Raw genomic sequence first — 15,714 nt, 5'->3', positions numbered from 1 at the left:
TTTCTAGACAGGGCGGCCGTCAAGCCGCCCTTTTTCCATCCTCATCGAAGACATGCAGATGCTGCGCCGGGAAGGAGACGTTCACTTGCGTTCCCATACTCAAAGCAGTGCGATCCAGGGTGAATACCTTAAACGGAAGGCCGTGCAGCGAAAGATGCAGGATGATGCCGAAGCCGGTGGGTTCGATGAGTTCGACATTGGCCGTCATGTCGGACGGGTTGGACGATAACACGACATGCTCAGGCCGAATGCCGAGCGTGATCTTCGCAGCGGTTGCCAATTTGAGCGGCTCCGCAAGCGAAACGAGCGTGCCGTCCCTGAGCTTGACGGCATTACCCTGGTAAGTCGCATCGAGGAAGTTCATACCGGGTGAACCAATGAAGCCGGCCACGAAGAGATTGGCGGGGCGGTCGTAGAGTTCGAGCGGGCTGCCGACCTGCTGAACCACCCCGCCATGCATGGCAACGATGCGGTCCGCCAGCGTCATCGCCTCGATCTGATCGTGAGTCACATAGATCGAGGTTGCCTTCAGGTCGCCATGCAATTTCTTGATCTCGGCACGCATCTGCTCACGCAAGCGGGCGTCGAGATTCGACAGCGGCTCGTCGAAGAGGAAGGCTTTCGGCTGGCGCACGATGGCGCGGCCCATGGCGACGCGCTGGCGTTGGCCGCCTGAAAGCGCCTTCGGCCGGCGTTCGAGCAGGGGATCGAGGCCGAGCTTGGATGCCGCGCGAGCGACAGCCTTGGCAATGCCATCCTTGGCCACCCTCCGCAGCCGCAGGCTGTAGCTCATATTGCCGGCGACATTCATATGCGGGTAGAGCGCATAGGACTGAAAGACCATGGCTATGTCGCGGTCCTTCGGATGCAGCTCGTTGACACGATTGTCGGCAATGCGGATTTCGCCGCCGCTGATGTCCTCAAGGCCGGCGATCATGCGAAGCAGGGTGGACTTGCCGCATCCCGAGGGGCCGACAAGAACGACAAACTCCCCATCCTTGATCCTGAGATCGATGTCATGCAGCACCTGCACGTGGCCGTAGGCTTTTTTGACGTTCTGAATATCGATCGATGCCATATGACTAACCCTTGACCGCGCCGGCCGTCAGGCCTTGCACGAGATAGCGTTGGATGAGCAGGAAGAAGAGCGCGGCCGGAATGAGCGCCATGACGCCCGCCGCCATCATCTGCCCGAAATCCACCGAGAATTTCGAGACGAAGGTGAGAAGCCCGACCGGGAAGGTCGCCGCCTGATTGCCATTGATGAGCATCAGCGCGAAAAGCAGCTCGCTCCATGCCGCCGTGAAGACGAAGCCGAGCGTCGCCGCAATACCGGGCAGCGTCAGCGGCAGGATGATTTGCCGAAAGGCGGTGAACTGCGTCGCACCGTCTATCATGGCAGCCTCTTCCAGATCCTTCGGAATGCCGTCGAAGAAGGATTGCATCAGGAAGGTCGCGAAAGGCACGTTGAAGGCCGTGTAGACGATGACAAGGCCGGTCAAGCTGTTGGTCAGGTGCAGCGGCGTTAGGATCTTGAAGATCGGCGCCACCAGCATGACCAGTGGAAACATCTGCGTCAGCAGCATCAGCGCCACGATCCAGTATTTGGCGCGGAAATTGAAGCGCGAGAGCGCATAGCCGGAGAGCGACGCACAGATGGTCACCGCGATCGCCGTCGAGGCAGAGACGATCAGGCTGTTCTTGAAGAAGGTCGGAAAGTCACTGTGCTGCAGCACGAAGGCATAGTGTTCCCAGGTCGTGCGCGACGGCCACATGCGTACACCCTCGGTATAGAGCAGATCATTCGGCGTCACCGAGACCTTCAACAGCCAGAAGAGCGGGAAGAGCGCGAAGGCAACGTAGCAAAGAATGGCCAGTCGATGCGCGATGGTGGGAAGGACGGATCGTCTCATGGCTCAATCCTTGTTCAGCAGGGTCTGCCGCAGCAGGATGATCAGCATGGAATAGGCAAGCAGGAGGACCAGCAGCACCAGGGCAATGGCCGAGGCATAGCCGAAATCCAGCCGCTTGAAGGCTTGCGTGAAGATATAGCTCGCGACGATCTGCGTGCGGTCCGCCGGCCCGCCCCCGGTCATAACGACGATCAGATCGGCGAAATTGGAGATCCAGACCGTTCGTAGGAGGATCGTGATGGCGATGGTCGGCGCCAGGAAAGGAAGCGTGATCGAACGAAAGCGCTCGAACCAGCCGGCGCCGTCGATCGAAGCCGCCTCATAAAGATCGCGCGGGATCGCCTGAAGGGCTGCCAGGAGCGTGATCGCGAAAAAAGGAATGCCCCACCAGACATTGGCGATGATCGGCCCCCACATCGCATAGTTCGGATCGGACAGGATATTGCCGGGCTCACTCATCAGCCCCATAGCATAGAGCCAATGCGGGATCGGTCCGATGACCGGGTTGAACAGCCAGGACCAGTTGAGGCCGGCGAGGAAAGAAGGAACGGCCCAGGGCAGGAATACCAGCGCCTGAACGATCGATCTGCCGAAAAACGGTTTGTCCAACAGAAGTGCCAGGATCAGCCCGAAGATGAACTGCAGCACCACGGAGGCGCCGGTCCACCAAAGTGTATTCTTCAGTGCCCAGTAGAAGGCCTTATCCTTGGAGAGCTCGCGAAAGTGTTCCAGGCCGATGAAGCCGCCGGAAAACGGATTGAGCAGTTGAATATCGCGAAAGGCGTAGGATATGCCGATTGCCAGCGGCACCAGCATCACGGCGATGATGAGGATGAGGGCAGGGGCGCTGTAGAGATAGGGCTCCGAGGCGTCGGCGAGGCGCTTTAGCCACGGCCTGCGGTCGTGGCGCCTCTCGAGCGTGTCGGTGATCGAAGTCATCTGCAAGAGTTCCCGTTCGCGGCGTTCGAACGCCGTCTGTTTCAATTGGGCAGAGATGGCGGCGGATTGCTCCGCCGCCGCATGTGCGTTCTATTTCTTGGCCAGGAATTTCTGCTGGGCCTTGGTCAGGTAATCGGCCCATTGATCGGCGAGGTCCTTTGCCGAGATATCGCCGAGCAATGCCTGCTGCGAGGTCTTGATGGCGAGGGAATCCTTGAAGAAGGCGAATTCCTCAAGGTAGGTCGGCATGACGGTGGGAACGGTGTCCTTGTCGGCCAGTTCCTGGAACCAGCCCTTGAACTGATCGCCGGCATAGAAGGGGTCCTTTTCCGCGGCCGTATAGGCCGGCAAGGCGCCGATCTTCTTGTTCCATTCCAGATTGCCTTCCTTGCCTTCAAGGGTCGCGATCAGCTTCCAGGATAGATCCTTGTTCTGGCTTGTCGCGAACATCGACCAGCCGGCGTAGCCAATGGTCGGGAAGGACTTGCCATCGGGACCCTTCGGCAGCGGCGCTACGCCGAAATCATCCTTTTTCATGCGTTCGGCGACTGCGATCAAGGCGTCCGGATCCTGATCGAGGAAGGCGCAGGTGCCGGAATAAAAGCCGGCAACGACTTCGTTGAAGCCCCAGTTGACGCTATCCTTCGGCGCATAACCCTTCTTGTAGAGATCGACCATCCACTCGATGCCCTTGGCCCAGCCGGGGCTGTTCATCGTCGAGGTGCCGTCATCCTTGAAGTACTTGTTGTCGCCGGCCATGGAAGCGGCAAAGATCATCCAGCCGTTGAGACCACCCGGACCGCCGCGCATGCAATAGCCGTATTTGCCGGGCAGCTTGGAGATCGCCTCGGATGCCTTGACGAATTCGTCCATCGTCTTCGGCGGCTCGGCGACGCCGGCATCCTTCAGGATCTTCTTGTTGTAGAACATGGCGCGCAGATAGAAGCCGTAGGGCAGCATATAGGCGGTGTTCTTGACATCGCGGCCGAGTTGAAGCGCGCGGGGCGTCAGCTCGCTCGTATGCTCCCACTTGGCAAGGTAAGGCTCGAGGCTTTCCAGCATGCCATTATTGCCATAGAGCGAGAGCCAGGTGTCCGGCATTTCCATCACGTCGGGCGTATCGCCGGCAGAGACCATGGTGGCAAATTTCTGGAAGGCCTCGTTCCAGGGCAGGGAGATGATGTCGACCTTGGTGCCTGGGTTCGCGGCTTCGAACTTTGCGACGATCGACTTGAGCGTCTCGGTGCGCTCCGGGCTGGTGATGACTTCCACGAGCTTCAGAGTCGTATCGGCAAAGGCGGTGCCGCCCATCAAAGCGGTAAAGAGTGCTGCCGTTATCAGTCTTTTCATGTTGGTTCCCCTTTTTGGATTTTCCTCTCAGATTGACGATGTCACGAGGCGGCGGCGATTGCCTCCTCGAGTTCCTTCCACAGGGCCTCGGTTCCTTCGAGGCCGACATGGAGACGTACGGAGCGCGGATTGATGCCAAAAGTATGCGCCGAATTCGGCTGCGCCTTCTGCTGCAGCACGACTTCGCCCGGCACGATCAGGCTCTCATGTCCGCCCCAGCTCACACCCAGCTTGAAGAGCGTGAGGCGATCCGCGAATGCACGCACGTCGACGCCTTCGCGGAAGATGAAAGAAAACAGGCCCGAGGTGCCGTTCAGGCCGGATGGCAGACGGTTGGCCAAGCCCGGATGGCAGACCTGCTCAACGACATCGAGCTCCTGCAGGCGTTTGGCGATGGTCAGCGCCGCCGCCTCATGCGCCTTCATGCGAATCGGCAGGGTGCGAAGGCCGCGGATCAGGAGCCATGCGTCGAAGGGCGAGAGCTTGCCCCCGAGATAGGGGTAGGCTTCGGCTTTCAGGCGAGCGATCATCTCCTTCGAGCCGGCAACGACACCCGCGACCACGTCGCTGTGCCCACCGAGATATTTGGAGGCGGAATGGATGACGAGATCGACGCCGAGCTTCAGCGGCTGCTGGAAATAGGGAGTTGCCCAGCTGTTGTCGATCATCGAGACGACGCCGTGCTGTTTGGCGAGTGCAGCGAGCGCGCCGACGTCATGCGCTTCCATGACCCAACTCGTCGGGCTTTCCATGTAGAACACCTTGGCGCCGGGAAGCGCCTTAGCGACCGCTTCTTCGTCGCGACCATCGACATAGGTCACGTCCACCTTCATGCGCTTTAAAACCGTGCCGAAGAGGCGGAAGGCATCGGGATAGACATGCTTGACCGCAACGATCCGATCGCCCGGCTCGACAAAACTCAGCACTGCAGATGAGATCGCCGCCATACCGCTGGCAAAACCGAGCGCATCCTCGCCGCCCTCCAGCTTCGCCAGCATCTCCTCGAACATGCGCACCGTCGGGTTGAGACCGCGCGTATAGATCGGCCGCACCTTTTCGCCGCGATAGGAGGCGATCATTTCGTCATAGTTCGAGAAAGTGAACAGCGACGTCTGGAAGATCGGCGGTACGACGGCTTCGGCAAAATTGCCGTCGTCGTGAGCTGTAATAAGGGATGCAAGTTCGAACGGCTCTAGCCCGTCGGTCATTGGGACATTTCCTTGATGTCTTCCTCGACGACGTCGAGAATTTTCAGTGTTTCGGCGCGCGCTGCTTCGGGATCCTGGTCGACGATCGCGTTGAACAGCGTGCGGTGATAGGGAAAGGAGCGGCGAGCAAAATCCTGCCGATCGAAGGGATGCTCCCAGAAGCGCTCGAAGGTTTCTCTCATCTGTTCGAGAAGCTGCCGGAACAGCGGGTTATGCGTGGCGTCATAGACGGCAAGATGGAAGGCAAGATCCTCGGGCCCGGATGTGCCCTTGGCCATGTGCACGCGCTCCATCTCGTTGAGTTTCTCTTCGATGATGATGAGGTCTTCGTCGGTGCGCTTTCTCGCAGCCACCATGCCGGCCTCGCATTCAATGCCGCGGCGGACCTCCAGCGTCTGCAGCAGCGCATCGCGCAGATGTGACGGGTTGAAGGAAAGCGGCATATGGATCGTCGCCTTCGAAACCGGCTTCAGCAAATAGGTGCCGCTGCCTTTGCGCGTCTCCATGACGCCGAGCGCCTGGAAATAAGTGATCACCTCGCGAATGGTGGAGCGCCCCACGGAAAGCGCGGTCATCAACTCGCGCTCGGTCGGAAGCCGGTCGCCTGCCTGCAGCTTGGACGATTCGATGAAGGTCGACAGCGCCTCGATGACTTGCTGCGTCCGGTCGATGGAAGGAAGAGGGGTAAGCACGGGTTTTGTCATGGGACAGTAAATTGGTCTGACATCTGCCATCAGGTCAATATCTTTTTCTTAGCACGGTCATTTTTCCAGCCCTCAAATTTTTAAGGACGGAAAGCGCGCGGTAACGAAGGTTGTTTGCGGCCTTCAAGAGCACCGGCAGCGCTGATAGAAGGAACGTGTTGTGAGTCCCGGGCTGGAAGAGAATGGCCGCAAGAGATCGATATTCACGGAAGCTGGAATGCGCGAAATGCGACCACACCGGCTTTGCTGAAGTTTCCGAAACTGACGATCGTCGGGCGACGAGCCGCGATTTCAAGATAGACGAGATGCCGCGCGGCTTTTCCACGGAACGGCCATCGACCGATCCGCGCAAGCATATGGTGCGCTGCCGATGCGGCTCGGTATTTCCTTTCGAGCAGGACACGATTTATGCACCGGGCGGCGAGCCGCGGCGCAGAAAAGCATAGGCCGAAAAGAAAAAAGCCCCGCACAGGCGAGGCTAAGCTTGTGCCGCTCCGGGGAAATCGGAAGCGACGCGGCATTGTCTAACGGTCGTCTTCTCTCCCGGCTAGGTCAGTTTTGCCGATAGCGGTACGCTCACGTAAAAAAGCTCTTCATTCGTGAAATGAGATTGGTTTCCAGGCTCTCTCCTAGTGGCTGCAAAGATGCAAGGAAACTATCGTGCCGTGCAATATATTCAGCCAGCGTTCATTTTGCCACGGGCAAAAAGGCAATCACCGCAACGCCTTGCGGTCATTGAGGCCCGGTTTCTACGGCTTGCCAGCCACGTTGCCGGGCCTCGCAGATACTAAAAACCTTGGATACCCACATGCGCCTGCTTCGTGTCTTCATCGATTGGATTTGCCGCAAGCGGCGGCCGGAACAGGAAACGACCCAACATTCCGCCGATGACCCATGGGTTCTGCAGCAGATCGAAAAATTCGAGCGGGAGTTGAAGCGGTAGCAGGCTGCCGATTCGTGGTCCTGGTGCCTGATCAGCGCCGCAGGACGGCCCCATCTTTGGCGACGAGTTTGCCCGCCTTGTAGACTGCGCGTCCTCTCGGCACTGCGACGACCGCCTCGGGAATATGCTCCGCCTCCAAGGTAACGAAGTCGGCTTTGGCGCCGATCTTCAAGCCATAACCCTCCAGGCGCAGGGCCTTGGCGCCGCTTTCCGTCACGACATCGAAGGCGGTGTTCAGCTCCTCGTCGGTATAGAAGCCGGACCGATAGCCGATCATCATCGCGCGGCCCAGCATGTCGCCGTCGCCATAGGGCCACCATGAATCGCGGATGTTGTCGCTGCCACTGAAAACAGTGACACCGGCAGCCCGAAGCAAGGCGACGGGCGGGAAGGTATGGGCGCCGGGTGCGTTGGTCATGATGGAGACACCGCTCTCGGCGATCAGGGCCGCAGCGCGCTTGGCCGCTTCGATCGAGAGATCGCCAAGTCCGTAGGCGTGGCTGATCGCGACGTGCCCGCCCATGGAAAGCTTACGCGTGCGGGCGCAGATTTGCTCGATGGTGAAGAGGCCGAGCGTGCCGCCGTCATGAAGATGGATGTCCACATCGACGCCATGCTTCTCGGCGACGCCGAAAACCACATCGAGATGTTTTTCGACATCGCGATCGAAGCTTGCCGGATCGAGCCCGCCGACGAGATCGGCCCCCATGGCGATCGCCTGATCCAGAAGCTCAGGCGTGCCGGGACTCTTCAGAATGCCGCTTTGCGGAAAGGCAACAAGCTGGATGTCGATCAGGTCGCGGTATTCTTCGCGCACGGCAAGCACGGTCTCCAGCGATTTCAGTCCAACGGAACCGTCCACCATGACATGACTGCGCATATACGTGCTGCCGTTGGCAATGCAGAGTTCGAGCTGGTTTCTGGCTCTTTCGTCCATCGGCGCGGCCTGCGCCATGTTTTGCGCCTGGAAGGCAACACGTTCGTGGACGTCGAAGCCGTTGGTGCACGGCTTGTGCGGTATCCAGGCATCACCGTAAAAACTGGTATCGAGATGAATATGCCCTTCGACGAAGCCCGGCACGACGAGGGCGCCTTCAAGGTCGATGAGCTGGGAGGCAGAAATCGGTGCTCCAGTCTCGGTCATCGACACGATCCGCCCGCCCGTGACGCCGATGTCCTTGATGGAACCGTCGGCAAGTTTGGCCCGGGTAAAGAGAGTTTCGATCGTGCTCAATTTTTTCTCCATGAATCGATGGCCACCGGTCGCGCGCGAAATGCCTGGGCAGCGGATGTCCTACCGCTCGAAAGCCTCTTTCAGGCCGAAGCTTTTGCGCTCACGTAGGTCAAGATCGGCTTCGATATGCGCGATATGATGCAGCATGAGATGACAGGCCGTGTCGACATCCTTGCGCTCCAGCGCGGTGATGATGTCCCCATGCTCGGAATGGCCGCAACTGGAGGCGCTTGACTGTCCATAAAGTGCAATCACCAGCGAGGAGCGAGCAACAAGCTCCTCCATGAAGCGCTGCATGATGAGATTGCCGGAAATGGCCGCCAGCATCAGATGGAAGTCGCCTGAGGCCTTGATCTCGGCCCGGCGCGCGGATTGACCCCGCTCTCCCATAAGGCGGCCTTCTTCCACGAGGAGCTGCCGGAGCTGTGCGAGCTGGGCCGCGGTGATGTGTTCGGCCGCCGATCGCACTATCCCCGGTTCGACCAGGCGGCGCGCGGCGAATATCTGTCGGGCTTCCTCTGGCGATGGATAGGCGACGAAAGCGCCTCGGTTTTTCTCGACGCTGACGAGCCCTTCATAGGAAAGAGCCTGCAGGGCAGCACGTGCCAGTGTCCGGCTGACGTTGAAGAGAGCGCCAACATCGCTCTCGGACAGTTTCGTGCCCGGCGCAAGCCGCCGCTCCACGATCGCGTCGCGAATGGCCTCGCGGATTTGTTGCGCGCCGCTATCGGTGGCGTCGCTGGGCGTCAAAAGCGCATCTGTTGAAGAGTTCATGATCGGTAGCCTGAGTAACTGGCTGCAATGATAGACAGGTTTCGCGCGGAAGTTAAACGAAATCTGATGCAAATAAGCCTGTAAAATGTATACAATATTTTGCATAAATCGCGCACAATAGCCTATTTCCTGTGCAGATTCCTAATTGCCTATCAGAAGGCAAAATTTATTTACGGAGAAAAAATTCAGAAATTCCAGCCGGTTAGTCAACCTCCGACAAAACTGGCACGATTGATGCAGTGTCTTTCCCAAACCAAAGGGGAAGATGATGTCGAAAGCGGCAGAGATCGATATAGTGTCCGTTTCGAAGGTCTACGGCACGACCACGGCTGTCCATGCGATCAGCCTGAAGATACCGGCGGGTTCCTATTGCTGTTTCCTCGGCCCCTCCGGCTGCGGCAAGACATCGACCTTGCGCATGATTGCTGGTCACGAGGGGATTTCCTCCGGCGATATCAGGCTCGGCAATACCGTAGTTACCGATTTCCCGCCCGCCAAACGCGGCACGGCGATGATGTTCCAGTCCTATGCGCTGTTTCCTCATCTGGATCTTATCGACAATGTCGCCTTCAGCCTGAAGATGAAGGGCGTTGCCAAGGAAGAGCGCCGCGCCAAGGCCCTCGAAATGCTGAAGCTCATGCAGATGGAAGCCTACGCCACGCGCCGTCCGGCCCAACTTTCGGGCGGCCAGCAACAGCGTGTCGCGCTTGCCCGCGCCCTGATCACCGATCCGGAAGCGTTGCTGCTCGACGAGCCGCTTTCGGCGCTCGATCCCTTCTTAAAGATCCGCATGCGTGCGGAACTCAAGAAGCTGCAGAAGTCGCTCGGCATTACTTTCGTCCATGTCACGCATAGCCAGGAAGAAGCGATGGCGCTTGCCGATATCATGGTCATCATGAATGACGGCCGGATCGAGCAGGCAGGATCGCCGCGGGAGGTGTTCGAACACCCCGCAACGGCCTTCGTTGCCCGCTTCATGGGTGATCATAATGTCTTGTCCGGCCGCGTAACGTCGAGCGAAGATGGCTTGATCACCATGACCGTGCCTGAAGGGCAGGGCTTCTCGGTAAACGGGTCAGGTCGGGCCGTCGGCGAAGCCGTCGATATCGCGGTCCGCACCGACCGCGTCCGGCTTTCGCCGCCATCGGACAAAGGGCTGGGCTTCAACGGCGTCGTCTCCAATATCGAATATCGCGGCGCAACGCTGAAGATCACCGTTATCGGTGCCGGCAGCGACGATTTCACCGTCATCGCAAGCAATGACGACGATGCGACTAAATCGCTCACCGTTGGCGATGCTGTCTCACTGAGTTGGGCTCAGGAGGATGCAATCCTTCTCGGCCGTATATCCGCATGAAAATCCGAAGCATTAAAAAAGGGGAACTGACATGACGACTGAAACCAGGACTGAGAAGACCACGAAGGGCATTTCCCGCCGCTCGCTGCTGAAGACCGGCGCTGCCGCTCTCGGCGCCATGGCCGGCTCCGGCGTAATCACCGGTTTCCCGACCATCTGGGCGCAATCGAACATCACGCTGCGCCAGTTCGGTACCGGCGTTTCGAACATCAATGCCATTGCGGAGAAGTGCAAGGCCGATCTCGGCATCACGCTCGAGATGACCGCGACCGATTCCGATGCCGCCGCGCAGCGTGCGGTGACGCAGCCGAACAGCTATGACATCGCCGACATCGAATACTGGATCGCCAAAAAGGTCTTCCCGACCGGCGTCTTGCAGCCGATGGACGTCAAGAAGCTGAAATATTACGACAAGATCGTGCCGCTCTTCATCACCGGCAAGCTGAAGCCGGATAGCGTTATTGCGCAGGGCACGGCGCCGCACACCGTCGGCTTCGTCGAAGGACAGGGCTCCAAGAAGTTCGCCAAGGAGCCGACGCAGTGGATGACGATGGTTCCAACCATCTACAACGCCGATACGCTCGGCATCCGCCCGGACCTCACCGGCCGTCCGATCAACAGCTGGGCCGACATTCTCGATCCTGCTTTCAAGGGCAAGACCGCGATCCTCAACATCCCGTCGATCGGCATCATGGATGCCGCGATGATCATGGAAGCCGCCGGCAAGATCAAATATGCCGACAAGGGCAACATGACGAAGGCGGAAATCGACAAGACGATCGACTTCCTGATCAAGACCAAGGGCGATGGCCAGTTCCGTGCCTTCTGGAAGTCCTTCGACGAAAGCGTCAACCTGATGGCATCAGGCGAAGTGGTCATCCAGTCCATGTGGTCGCCCGCGGTTGCTGCCGTCCGCTCCAAGGGCATTGCCTGCACCTTCCAGCCGCTCAAGGAAGGCTATCGCGCCTGGGGCGGCGGTCTCGGCCTTGCCTCGCATCTCAAGGGTGCGCAGCTCGACGCGGCTTATGAATATATCAACTGGTACACCTCCGGCTGGGTCGGCGGCTATCTCAACCGCCAGGGCTACTATTCCGCCTGCATGGAAACGGCCAAGAACTTCATGTCGGCCGATGAATGGGGCTACTGGATCGAGGGCAAGCCGGCGCAGGGCGATATCCTCTCTCCGGAAGGCAAGGTCATGGAGAAGGCCGGCGCCGTTCGCGACGGCGGTTCCTTCGAAACCCGCATGGGTGCGGTTGCCTGCTGGAACTCGGTCATGGACGAGGACCGCTACATGGTTCGTCGCTGGAACGAATTCATCGCTGCCTAAGCTGCAATCGATCATCGCCTCTCCCCGTCCGATACGGGGGGAGGATCCAATCAATGGAGAAGCCGGACCATGGCGACAATCGCTTCCTCGGATGCGGAGCAGGAAACTCAAAAGGCCCGACGCGGTTTAGCCGTGCCCGGCTGGGCGGTTGCTTATCTGCAGGCAACGCCGCTGTTCCTCATTCTCGGCTTCTTCTTCCTGTTACCGATCGCCATGATCGGCGTCGTCAGTTTCTGGGATTATGATTTCGCTGGCCTTTATCCGGCATTCCTGACCACGAATTATACCGATACGCTCGGTTCGTGGGTTACATGGAAAACCTACCTCAACACATTGAAATTCACAGCAATTGTCTGGGCGCTGACGCTCTTCATCGGCTTCTGGGTCGCCTATTTTCTTGCCTTCCATATTCGCCGAACCTCGACGCAGATGATCCTTTTCCTCGTCTGCACCGTGCCCTTCATGACATCCAACATCATCCGCATGATCTCATGGATACCCGTTCTCGGGCGCAACGGGCTGGTCAATTCGACGCTGATCGAGATGGGCCTCATCCCGCAGCCGATCGAATGGCTGCTCTATTCCGATTTCGCCGTCGTGCTCGCCATGGTCCATCTCTATACGCTCTTCATGGTCACTCCGATCTTCAACACGCTGATGCGTATCGACCGTTCGCTGTTTGAAGCCGCGCGCGATGCCGGCGCCAGCGGATGGCAGGTATTGTGGAATGTGGTGATCCCGCTTGCCAAACCCGGAATGGCGATCGGCAGCATCTTCGTCGTCACGCTCGTCATGGCGGATTTTTCCACTGTGCAGGTGATGTCGGGCGGCCAAAGCGCATCCATCGCGCTGATGATGAAGAACCAGATGTCGCTGCTGCAATATCCGGCAGCCGCCGCCAATGCGGTCGTGCTGCTGATCGTCGTGCTGCTGATGGTTGCCGCCATCCTGCGTATCGTCGATATCCGCAAGGAGCTCTAGGATGAACCGTGAAAAGCGCAGCCTGGAATTTTATGTTCTCGCGATCTTCTTCACGATCTTCGTGTTGTTTCTCTATGGTCCGCTGTCGGCGGTCATCATCCTGTCTTTCCAGGGGCCGGATGGCGGCTTGACCTTCCCGTTGAATGGCGTCTCGCTGCATTGGTTCGCCAATCTTTTTGAGAAGCAGGCGGTGGGCGATTTCGGTGCCTCGTTCCAGCGATCGCTGATCCTCGGCGTTATGGTCATGATCGTCACCGTCGTCGTCTCGCTGCTGGCCGGCCTTGCCTTTCGCCGCCGCTTCCGTGGCTCGACGTTTCTATTCTATTCCACCGTTGCGAGCCTCGTGGTGCCGTCCATCATCATTTCGCTTGGGATCGGCGTAGTCTTCCAGCAGGGCGGCATTGCGCCGGCGTGGTATTCCTCTGCCTTCGGCGCGCATTTGACCTGGACCTTGCCTTTCGGCGTGCTGATCATGTTTGCAGTCTTCAACCGGTTTTCGCCGGCCTATGAGGAGGCCGCTCGCGATCTTGGCGCCAGCTCCTGGCAAACCTTCCGTCATGTCGTGCTGCCGATGATCGCACCGAGCCTGATCGGCGTCGGCCTCTTCGGCTTCACGCTGTCTTACGACGAGTTCGCTCGCACCCTGATGACATCGGGCACCTACAACACTCTGCCGCTCGAGATCTACGGCATGACGACGAACGTCACGACGCCGGTGCTCTATGCGCTCGGGACGGTGACGACGCTCTTCTCCTTCACCATCATTCTGCTGGCGCTTGCGGTCATGACCATGCTTGGCCGCCGTCAAGCCAAGAAAAGTTGAGATCATGCGCCTGCTGCTCATCAATCCGAACACCACCGTTTCCATGACGGAGAAGGCGGCCATCGCTGCGCGTGCCGTAGCAGGCCCCGGCACCGAGATCATCGCCGCCACCTCGCAGATGGGGCCGGCTTCGATCGAGGGCTATTACGATGGAGCTATTGCCGTGCCCGGCATGCTGCGCGAGCTGAAGGAGAGGCAGGCTGAAGGTTATGACGCCGCGATCATCTGCTGCTTCGACGACACCGGCCTGGAGCCCGCACGCATGTTTTGCAACGTTCCGGTCGTCGGTCTCTGCGAGGCGGCCGTCGCGACGGCCGGCTTCCTGGCACAGCGCTTTAGCGTGGTGACGACGCTCGAGCGGTCACGCATCCTCATCGACAATCTTGTCCATCGTTATGGCATGGGCGCGCGGGCAAAGGTTCGCGCCTCCGACATCCCTGTGCTCGAGCTTGAAGATTCGTCTTCAGGTGCAATCGGAAAGCTGCGAGCGGAAATCGAGCGTGCGCTTGCCGAAGACGGAGCAGAAGCCATCGTCCTCGGCTGTGCCGGGATGACCGATCTCGCAAGAGAACTGCAGTCGATCTACGGCGTCCCGGTCGTGGATGGTGTCGCCGCAGCGGTCAAGCAGGCCGAAGCTTTAGTGTCCCTGGGACTATCCACCAGCAAGCGCAGTTCCTACGCCTCGCCATTACCAAAGCCTTTTTCAGGGGCAATGCAGGATTTTGCACCGGCACCGGTATTGGCCTAATCTCATCATAATCCAACAGTACCACCTCCAATGATCGCTAAGCGTTGCGATTGGCATATCTTCGCTGCCGGGACTACAATGTCTCGGTAAAGAACGAGAGTCGTGGATTTGGCACAGAGAGCCGGCAAAGCCGATCTTCCCCTGCATGGCGGACGCGTACCGCGCTGGCTTGGCGATCGCATGACGCGCCTGGGCGCCGTCATCACCGAAGCGATCGTGCAGCATTATGGACGTGACGAGCTGTTTCGCCGTCTCGCCAATCCCTTCTGGTTCCAGTCCTTCGGCGCAGTCATGGGCATGGACTGGCATTCCTCGGGGATCACGACAAGCGTTCTCGGTGCCTTGAAGCGCGGCCTGACGCCGCTTTCCGGCGAGCTCGGCATCCATGTCTGCGGCGGCCGCGGCGCGCATTCGCGCAAGACGCCGGACGAGCTCATCCATATCGGCGATCGCGTCGGCCTCGACGGCGCGTCCCTTGCCATGAAAAGCCGGCTGATCGCGAAGGTGGACAGCGCGGCCGTGCAGGATGGCTTCGATCTCTATCTGCATGGTTTCATCGTCGCCGATGACGGCAAGTGGGTCGTCATCCAGCAGGGCATGAACGATGAACGGCGGCAGGCGCGGCGGTATCATTGGCTATCGGAGGGTTTGACGAACTTCCTGGATTCGCCACACTCTGCCATCGAGGGGCGCGAGCAGGGCGAGATCATCAATCTCGCCGATCGACGCGCCGGCCGCTCCCGCAACCGTCAGCTGGATTTGCTCGCTTCCTTGGGGCCAGATAAAATCATCCGTGAATTCAATACCCTGGAGGGAAGAATTCCAGCAATCAGCAAGCAAGAAGCGCAACCAACGCTGCCATATCTTATCATGCCGGCACATCACGACGTGCGTCAGGAAGACGTGAACATGCGGCGCCTGCACGGAAATCTCGCCGCGGCTGCCGATCGTGGTCCGGTGGATTTCGAGGATCTGCTTCTGACGCCCGGCGTCGGCGCACGCACTGTAAAGGCTTTGGCGATGGTCGCTGAAGTCGTTCACGGCGCACCTTGCCGCTTCTCCGATCCCGCGCGCTTCTCGCTCGCCCATGGCGGCAAGGACCGGCATCCCTTTCCGGTGCCGCTGAAGGTCTATGACGAGACCATCAATGTGATGAAATCGGCGGTCAGGAAAGGGCGTCTCGGTCGCGACGAAGAATTGTCTGCGCTGAAGCGCCTGGATGACCAATCGAGAATACTGGAGCGCTATGTCACCGGCCCCGATCTCAAGGAGATCGTAGCGGGCGAATTCGACCGCTCCTTCTCCTATGGCGGCCGCAGCGTTTTCGGCTGGGAGCCTCCCGTGGACGCCGAGGACGATGGTGCCGAGGGCGGCCTCCGCTCTTCGAAGAGCTAAGCCGGGTACGGCAGA

16 protein-coding genes are annotated in these 15,714 nt (G+C 59.2%); 8 read left to right on the top strand and 8 right to left on the bottom strand.

Going from position 1 to position 15,714, the window contains the following annotated elements; genetic code table 11:
- Window positions 1-19: 19 nt before the first annotated feature.
- The 6 genes from ugpC to FBZ97_RS07235 form a co-directional block, all read right to left on the bottom strand.
- Window positions 20-1,078 (bottom strand): sn-glycerol-3-phosphate ABC transporter ATP-binding protein UgpC, encoded by a 1,059-nt coding sequence (gene ugpC, locus FBZ97_RS07260; RefSeq protein WP_145317776.1) that lies wholly within the window; start codon window positions 1,076-1,078, stop codon window positions 20-22.
- A gap of 4 nt (window positions 1,079-1,082) precedes the next feature.
- Window positions 1,083-1,913 (bottom strand): carbohydrate ABC transporter permease, encoded by an 831-nt coding sequence (locus tag FBZ97_RS07255; RefSeq protein WP_113407750.1) that lies wholly within the window; start codon window positions 1,911-1,913, stop codon window positions 1,083-1,085.
- 3 nt (window positions 1,914-1,916) lie between these two features.
- Entirely contained in the window at window positions 1,917-2,852 is a 936-nt protein-coding gene (locus tag FBZ97_RS07250) for a sugar ABC transporter permease (RefSeq protein WP_145317773.1), read from the bottom strand.
- A gap of 90 nt (window positions 2,853-2,942) precedes the next feature.
- On the bottom strand, window positions 2,943-4,202 hold the full coding sequence (locus tag FBZ97_RS07245; protein ID WP_113332662.1) for a sugar ABC transporter substrate-binding protein: 1,260 nt from the start codon (window positions 4,200-4,202) through the stop codon (window positions 2,943-2,945).
- Between the two features lie 41 nt (window positions 4,203-4,243).
- Window positions 4,244-5,410: a PLP-dependent transferase gene (locus FBZ97_RS07240; protein WP_145317770.1), complete on the bottom strand. Its 1,167-nt coding sequence runs from the start codon at window positions 5,408-5,410 to the stop codon at window positions 4,244-4,246.
- The gene (locus FBZ97_RS07235) at window positions 5,407-6,144 is read right to left on the bottom strand and encodes a FadR/GntR family transcriptional regulator (RefSeq protein WP_186449468.1); all 738 of its coding nucleotides are present in this window, start codon (window positions 6,142-6,144) and stop codon (window positions 5,407-5,409) included. The genes FBZ97_RS07240 and FBZ97_RS07235 overlap by 4 nt, the downstream gene beginning before the upstream one ends.
- A gap of 152 nt (window positions 6,145-6,296) precedes the next feature.
- Between FBZ97_RS07235 and FBZ97_RS34660 the strand changes: the two genes are divergently transcribed.
- Together FBZ97_RS34660 and FBZ97_RS35030 are read left to right on the top strand one after the other, a co-directional pair.
- Window positions 6,297-6,560 carry a hypothetical protein gene (locus FBZ97_RS34660; protein WP_112345019.1) on the top strand — a complete coding sequence of 88 codons (264 nt, stop codon included), beginning with the start codon at window positions 6,297-6,299 and terminating at the stop codon, window positions 6,558-6,560.
- A 362-nt stretch (window positions 6,561-6,922) separates the two neighbouring features.
- Window positions 6,923-7,057, top strand: coding sequence for a hypothetical protein (locus FBZ97_RS35030; RefSeq protein ID WP_281406119.1), 135 nt, complete (start codon window positions 6,923-6,925; stop codon window positions 7,055-7,057).
- A gap of 31 nt (window positions 7,058-7,088) precedes the next feature.
- Here the strand turns inward: FBZ97_RS35030 and FBZ97_RS07225 are convergent, their stop codons facing one another.
- Window positions 7,089-8,291 carry an amidohydrolase family protein gene (locus tag FBZ97_RS07225; protein ID WP_145317764.1) on the bottom strand — a complete coding sequence of 401 codons (1,203 nt, stop codon included), beginning with the start codon at window positions 8,289-8,291 and terminating at the stop codon, window positions 7,089-7,091.
- Between the two features lie 60 nt (window positions 8,292-8,351).
- Window positions 8,352-9,065, bottom strand: coding sequence for a GntR family transcriptional regulator (locus tag FBZ97_RS07220; protein WP_113351203.1), 714 nt, complete (start codon window positions 9,063-9,065; stop codon window positions 8,352-8,354).
- A 268-nt stretch (window positions 9,066-9,333) separates the two neighbouring features.
- On the opposite strand from FBZ97_RS07220, the gene FBZ97_RS07215 reads away from it, so the two are divergent.
- The 6 genes from FBZ97_RS07215 (at window position 9,334) to FBZ97_RS07190 (ending at window position 15,699) form a co-directional block, all read left to right on the top strand.
- Complete coding sequence (locus tag FBZ97_RS07215) at window positions 9,334-10,422, top strand: ABC transporter ATP-binding protein (protein WP_145317761.1); 1,089 nt, start codon at window positions 9,334-9,336, stop codon at window positions 10,420-10,422.
- 31 nt (window positions 10,423-10,453) lie between these two features.
- Complete coding sequence (locus FBZ97_RS07210; RefSeq protein WP_113332657.1) at window positions 10,454-11,752, top strand: PotD/PotF family extracellular solute-binding protein; 1,299 nt, start codon at window positions 10,454-10,456, stop codon at window positions 11,750-11,752.
- A 69-nt stretch (window positions 11,753-11,821) separates the two neighbouring features.
- The gene (locus FBZ97_RS07205; RefSeq protein ID WP_145317758.1) at window positions 11,822-12,733 is read left to right on the top strand and encodes an ABC transporter permease; all 912 of its coding nucleotides are present in this window, start codon (window positions 11,822-11,824) and stop codon (window positions 12,731-12,733) included.
- A 1-nt stretch (window position 12,734) separates the two neighbouring features.
- The gene (locus FBZ97_RS07200) at window positions 12,735-13,556 is read left to right on the top strand and encodes an ABC transporter permease (RefSeq protein WP_145317755.1); all 822 of its coding nucleotides are present in this window, start codon (window positions 12,735-12,737) and stop codon (window positions 13,554-13,556) included.
- A gap of 4 nt (window positions 13,557-13,560) precedes the next feature.
- A complete protein-coding gene (locus FBZ97_RS07195; RefSeq protein WP_145317753.1) occupies window positions 13,561-14,304 on the top strand; it encodes an aspartate/glutamate racemase family protein in 744 nt (247 codons plus the stop codon).
- Window positions 14,305-14,412: 108 nt separating this feature from the next.
- A complete protein-coding gene (locus tag FBZ97_RS07190; protein WP_145317748.1) occupies window positions 14,413-15,699 on the top strand; it encodes a DUF763 domain-containing protein in 1,287 nt (428 codons plus the stop codon).
- The last annotated feature ends 15 nt before the right edge of the window (window positions 15,700-15,714 follow it).

The sequence above is a fragment of the Rhizobium sp. ERR 942 genome (assembly GCF_007828395.1).
Classification (GTDB): Bacteria; Pseudomonadota; Alphaproteobacteria; order Rhizobiales; family Rhizobiaceae; genus Rhizobium; species Rhizobium dioscoreae.
The sequence above is the reverse complement of the archived record's forward strand: the minus strand, read 5'-3'. Positions and strand labels throughout refer to the sequence as shown.

Coding starts and splice junctions, on each gene's coding strand:
- ugpC (WP_145317776.1), bottom strand. CDS start 1,078: ATGGCATCGATCGATATTCAGAACGTCAAAAAAGCCTACGGCCACGTG.
- FBZ97_RS07255 (WP_113407750.1), bottom strand. CDS start 1,913: ATGAGACGATCCGTCCTTCCCACCATCGCGCATCGACTGGCCATTCTT.
- FBZ97_RS07250 (WP_145317773.1), bottom strand. CDS start 2,852: ATGACTTCGATCACCGACACGCTCGAGAGGCGCCACGACCGCAGGCCG.
- FBZ97_RS07245 (WP_113332662.1), bottom strand. CDS start 4,202: ATGAAAAGACTGATAACGGCAGCACTCTTTACCGCTTTGATGGGCGGC.
- FBZ97_RS07240 (WP_145317770.1), bottom strand. CDS start 5,410: ATGACCGACGGGCTAGAGCCGTTCGAACTTGCATCCCTTATTACAGCT.
- FBZ97_RS07235 (WP_186449468.1), bottom strand. CDS start 6,144: ATGGCAGATGTCAGACCAATTTACTGTCCCATGACAAAACCCGTGCTT.
- FBZ97_RS34660 (WP_112345019.1), top strand. CDS start 6,297: ATGGCCGCAAGAGATCGATATTCACGGAAGCTGGAATGCGCGAAATGC.
- FBZ97_RS35030 (WP_281406119.1), top strand. CDS start 6,923: ATGCGCCTGCTTCGTGTCTTCATCGATTGGATTTGCCGCAAGCGGCGG.
- FBZ97_RS07220 (WP_113351203.1), bottom strand. CDS start 9,065: ATGAACTCTTCAACAGATGCGCTTTTGACGCCCAGCGACGCCACCGAT.
- FBZ97_RS07215 (WP_145317761.1), top strand. CDS start 9,334: ATGTCGAAAGCGGCAGAGATCGATATAGTGTCCGTTTCGAAGGTCTAC.
- FBZ97_RS07210 (WP_113332657.1), top strand. CDS start 10,454: ATGACGACTGAAACCAGGACTGAGAAGACCACGAAGGGCATTTCCCGC.
- FBZ97_RS07205 (WP_145317758.1), top strand. CDS start 11,822: ATGGCGACAATCGCTTCCTCGGATGCGGAGCAGGAAACTCAAAAGGCC.
- FBZ97_RS07200 (WP_145317755.1), top strand. CDS start 12,735: ATGAACCGTGAAAAGCGCAGCCTGGAATTTTATGTTCTCGCGATCTTC.
- FBZ97_RS07195 (WP_145317753.1), top strand. CDS start 13,561: ATGCGCCTGCTGCTCATCAATCCGAACACCACCGTTTCCATGACGGAG.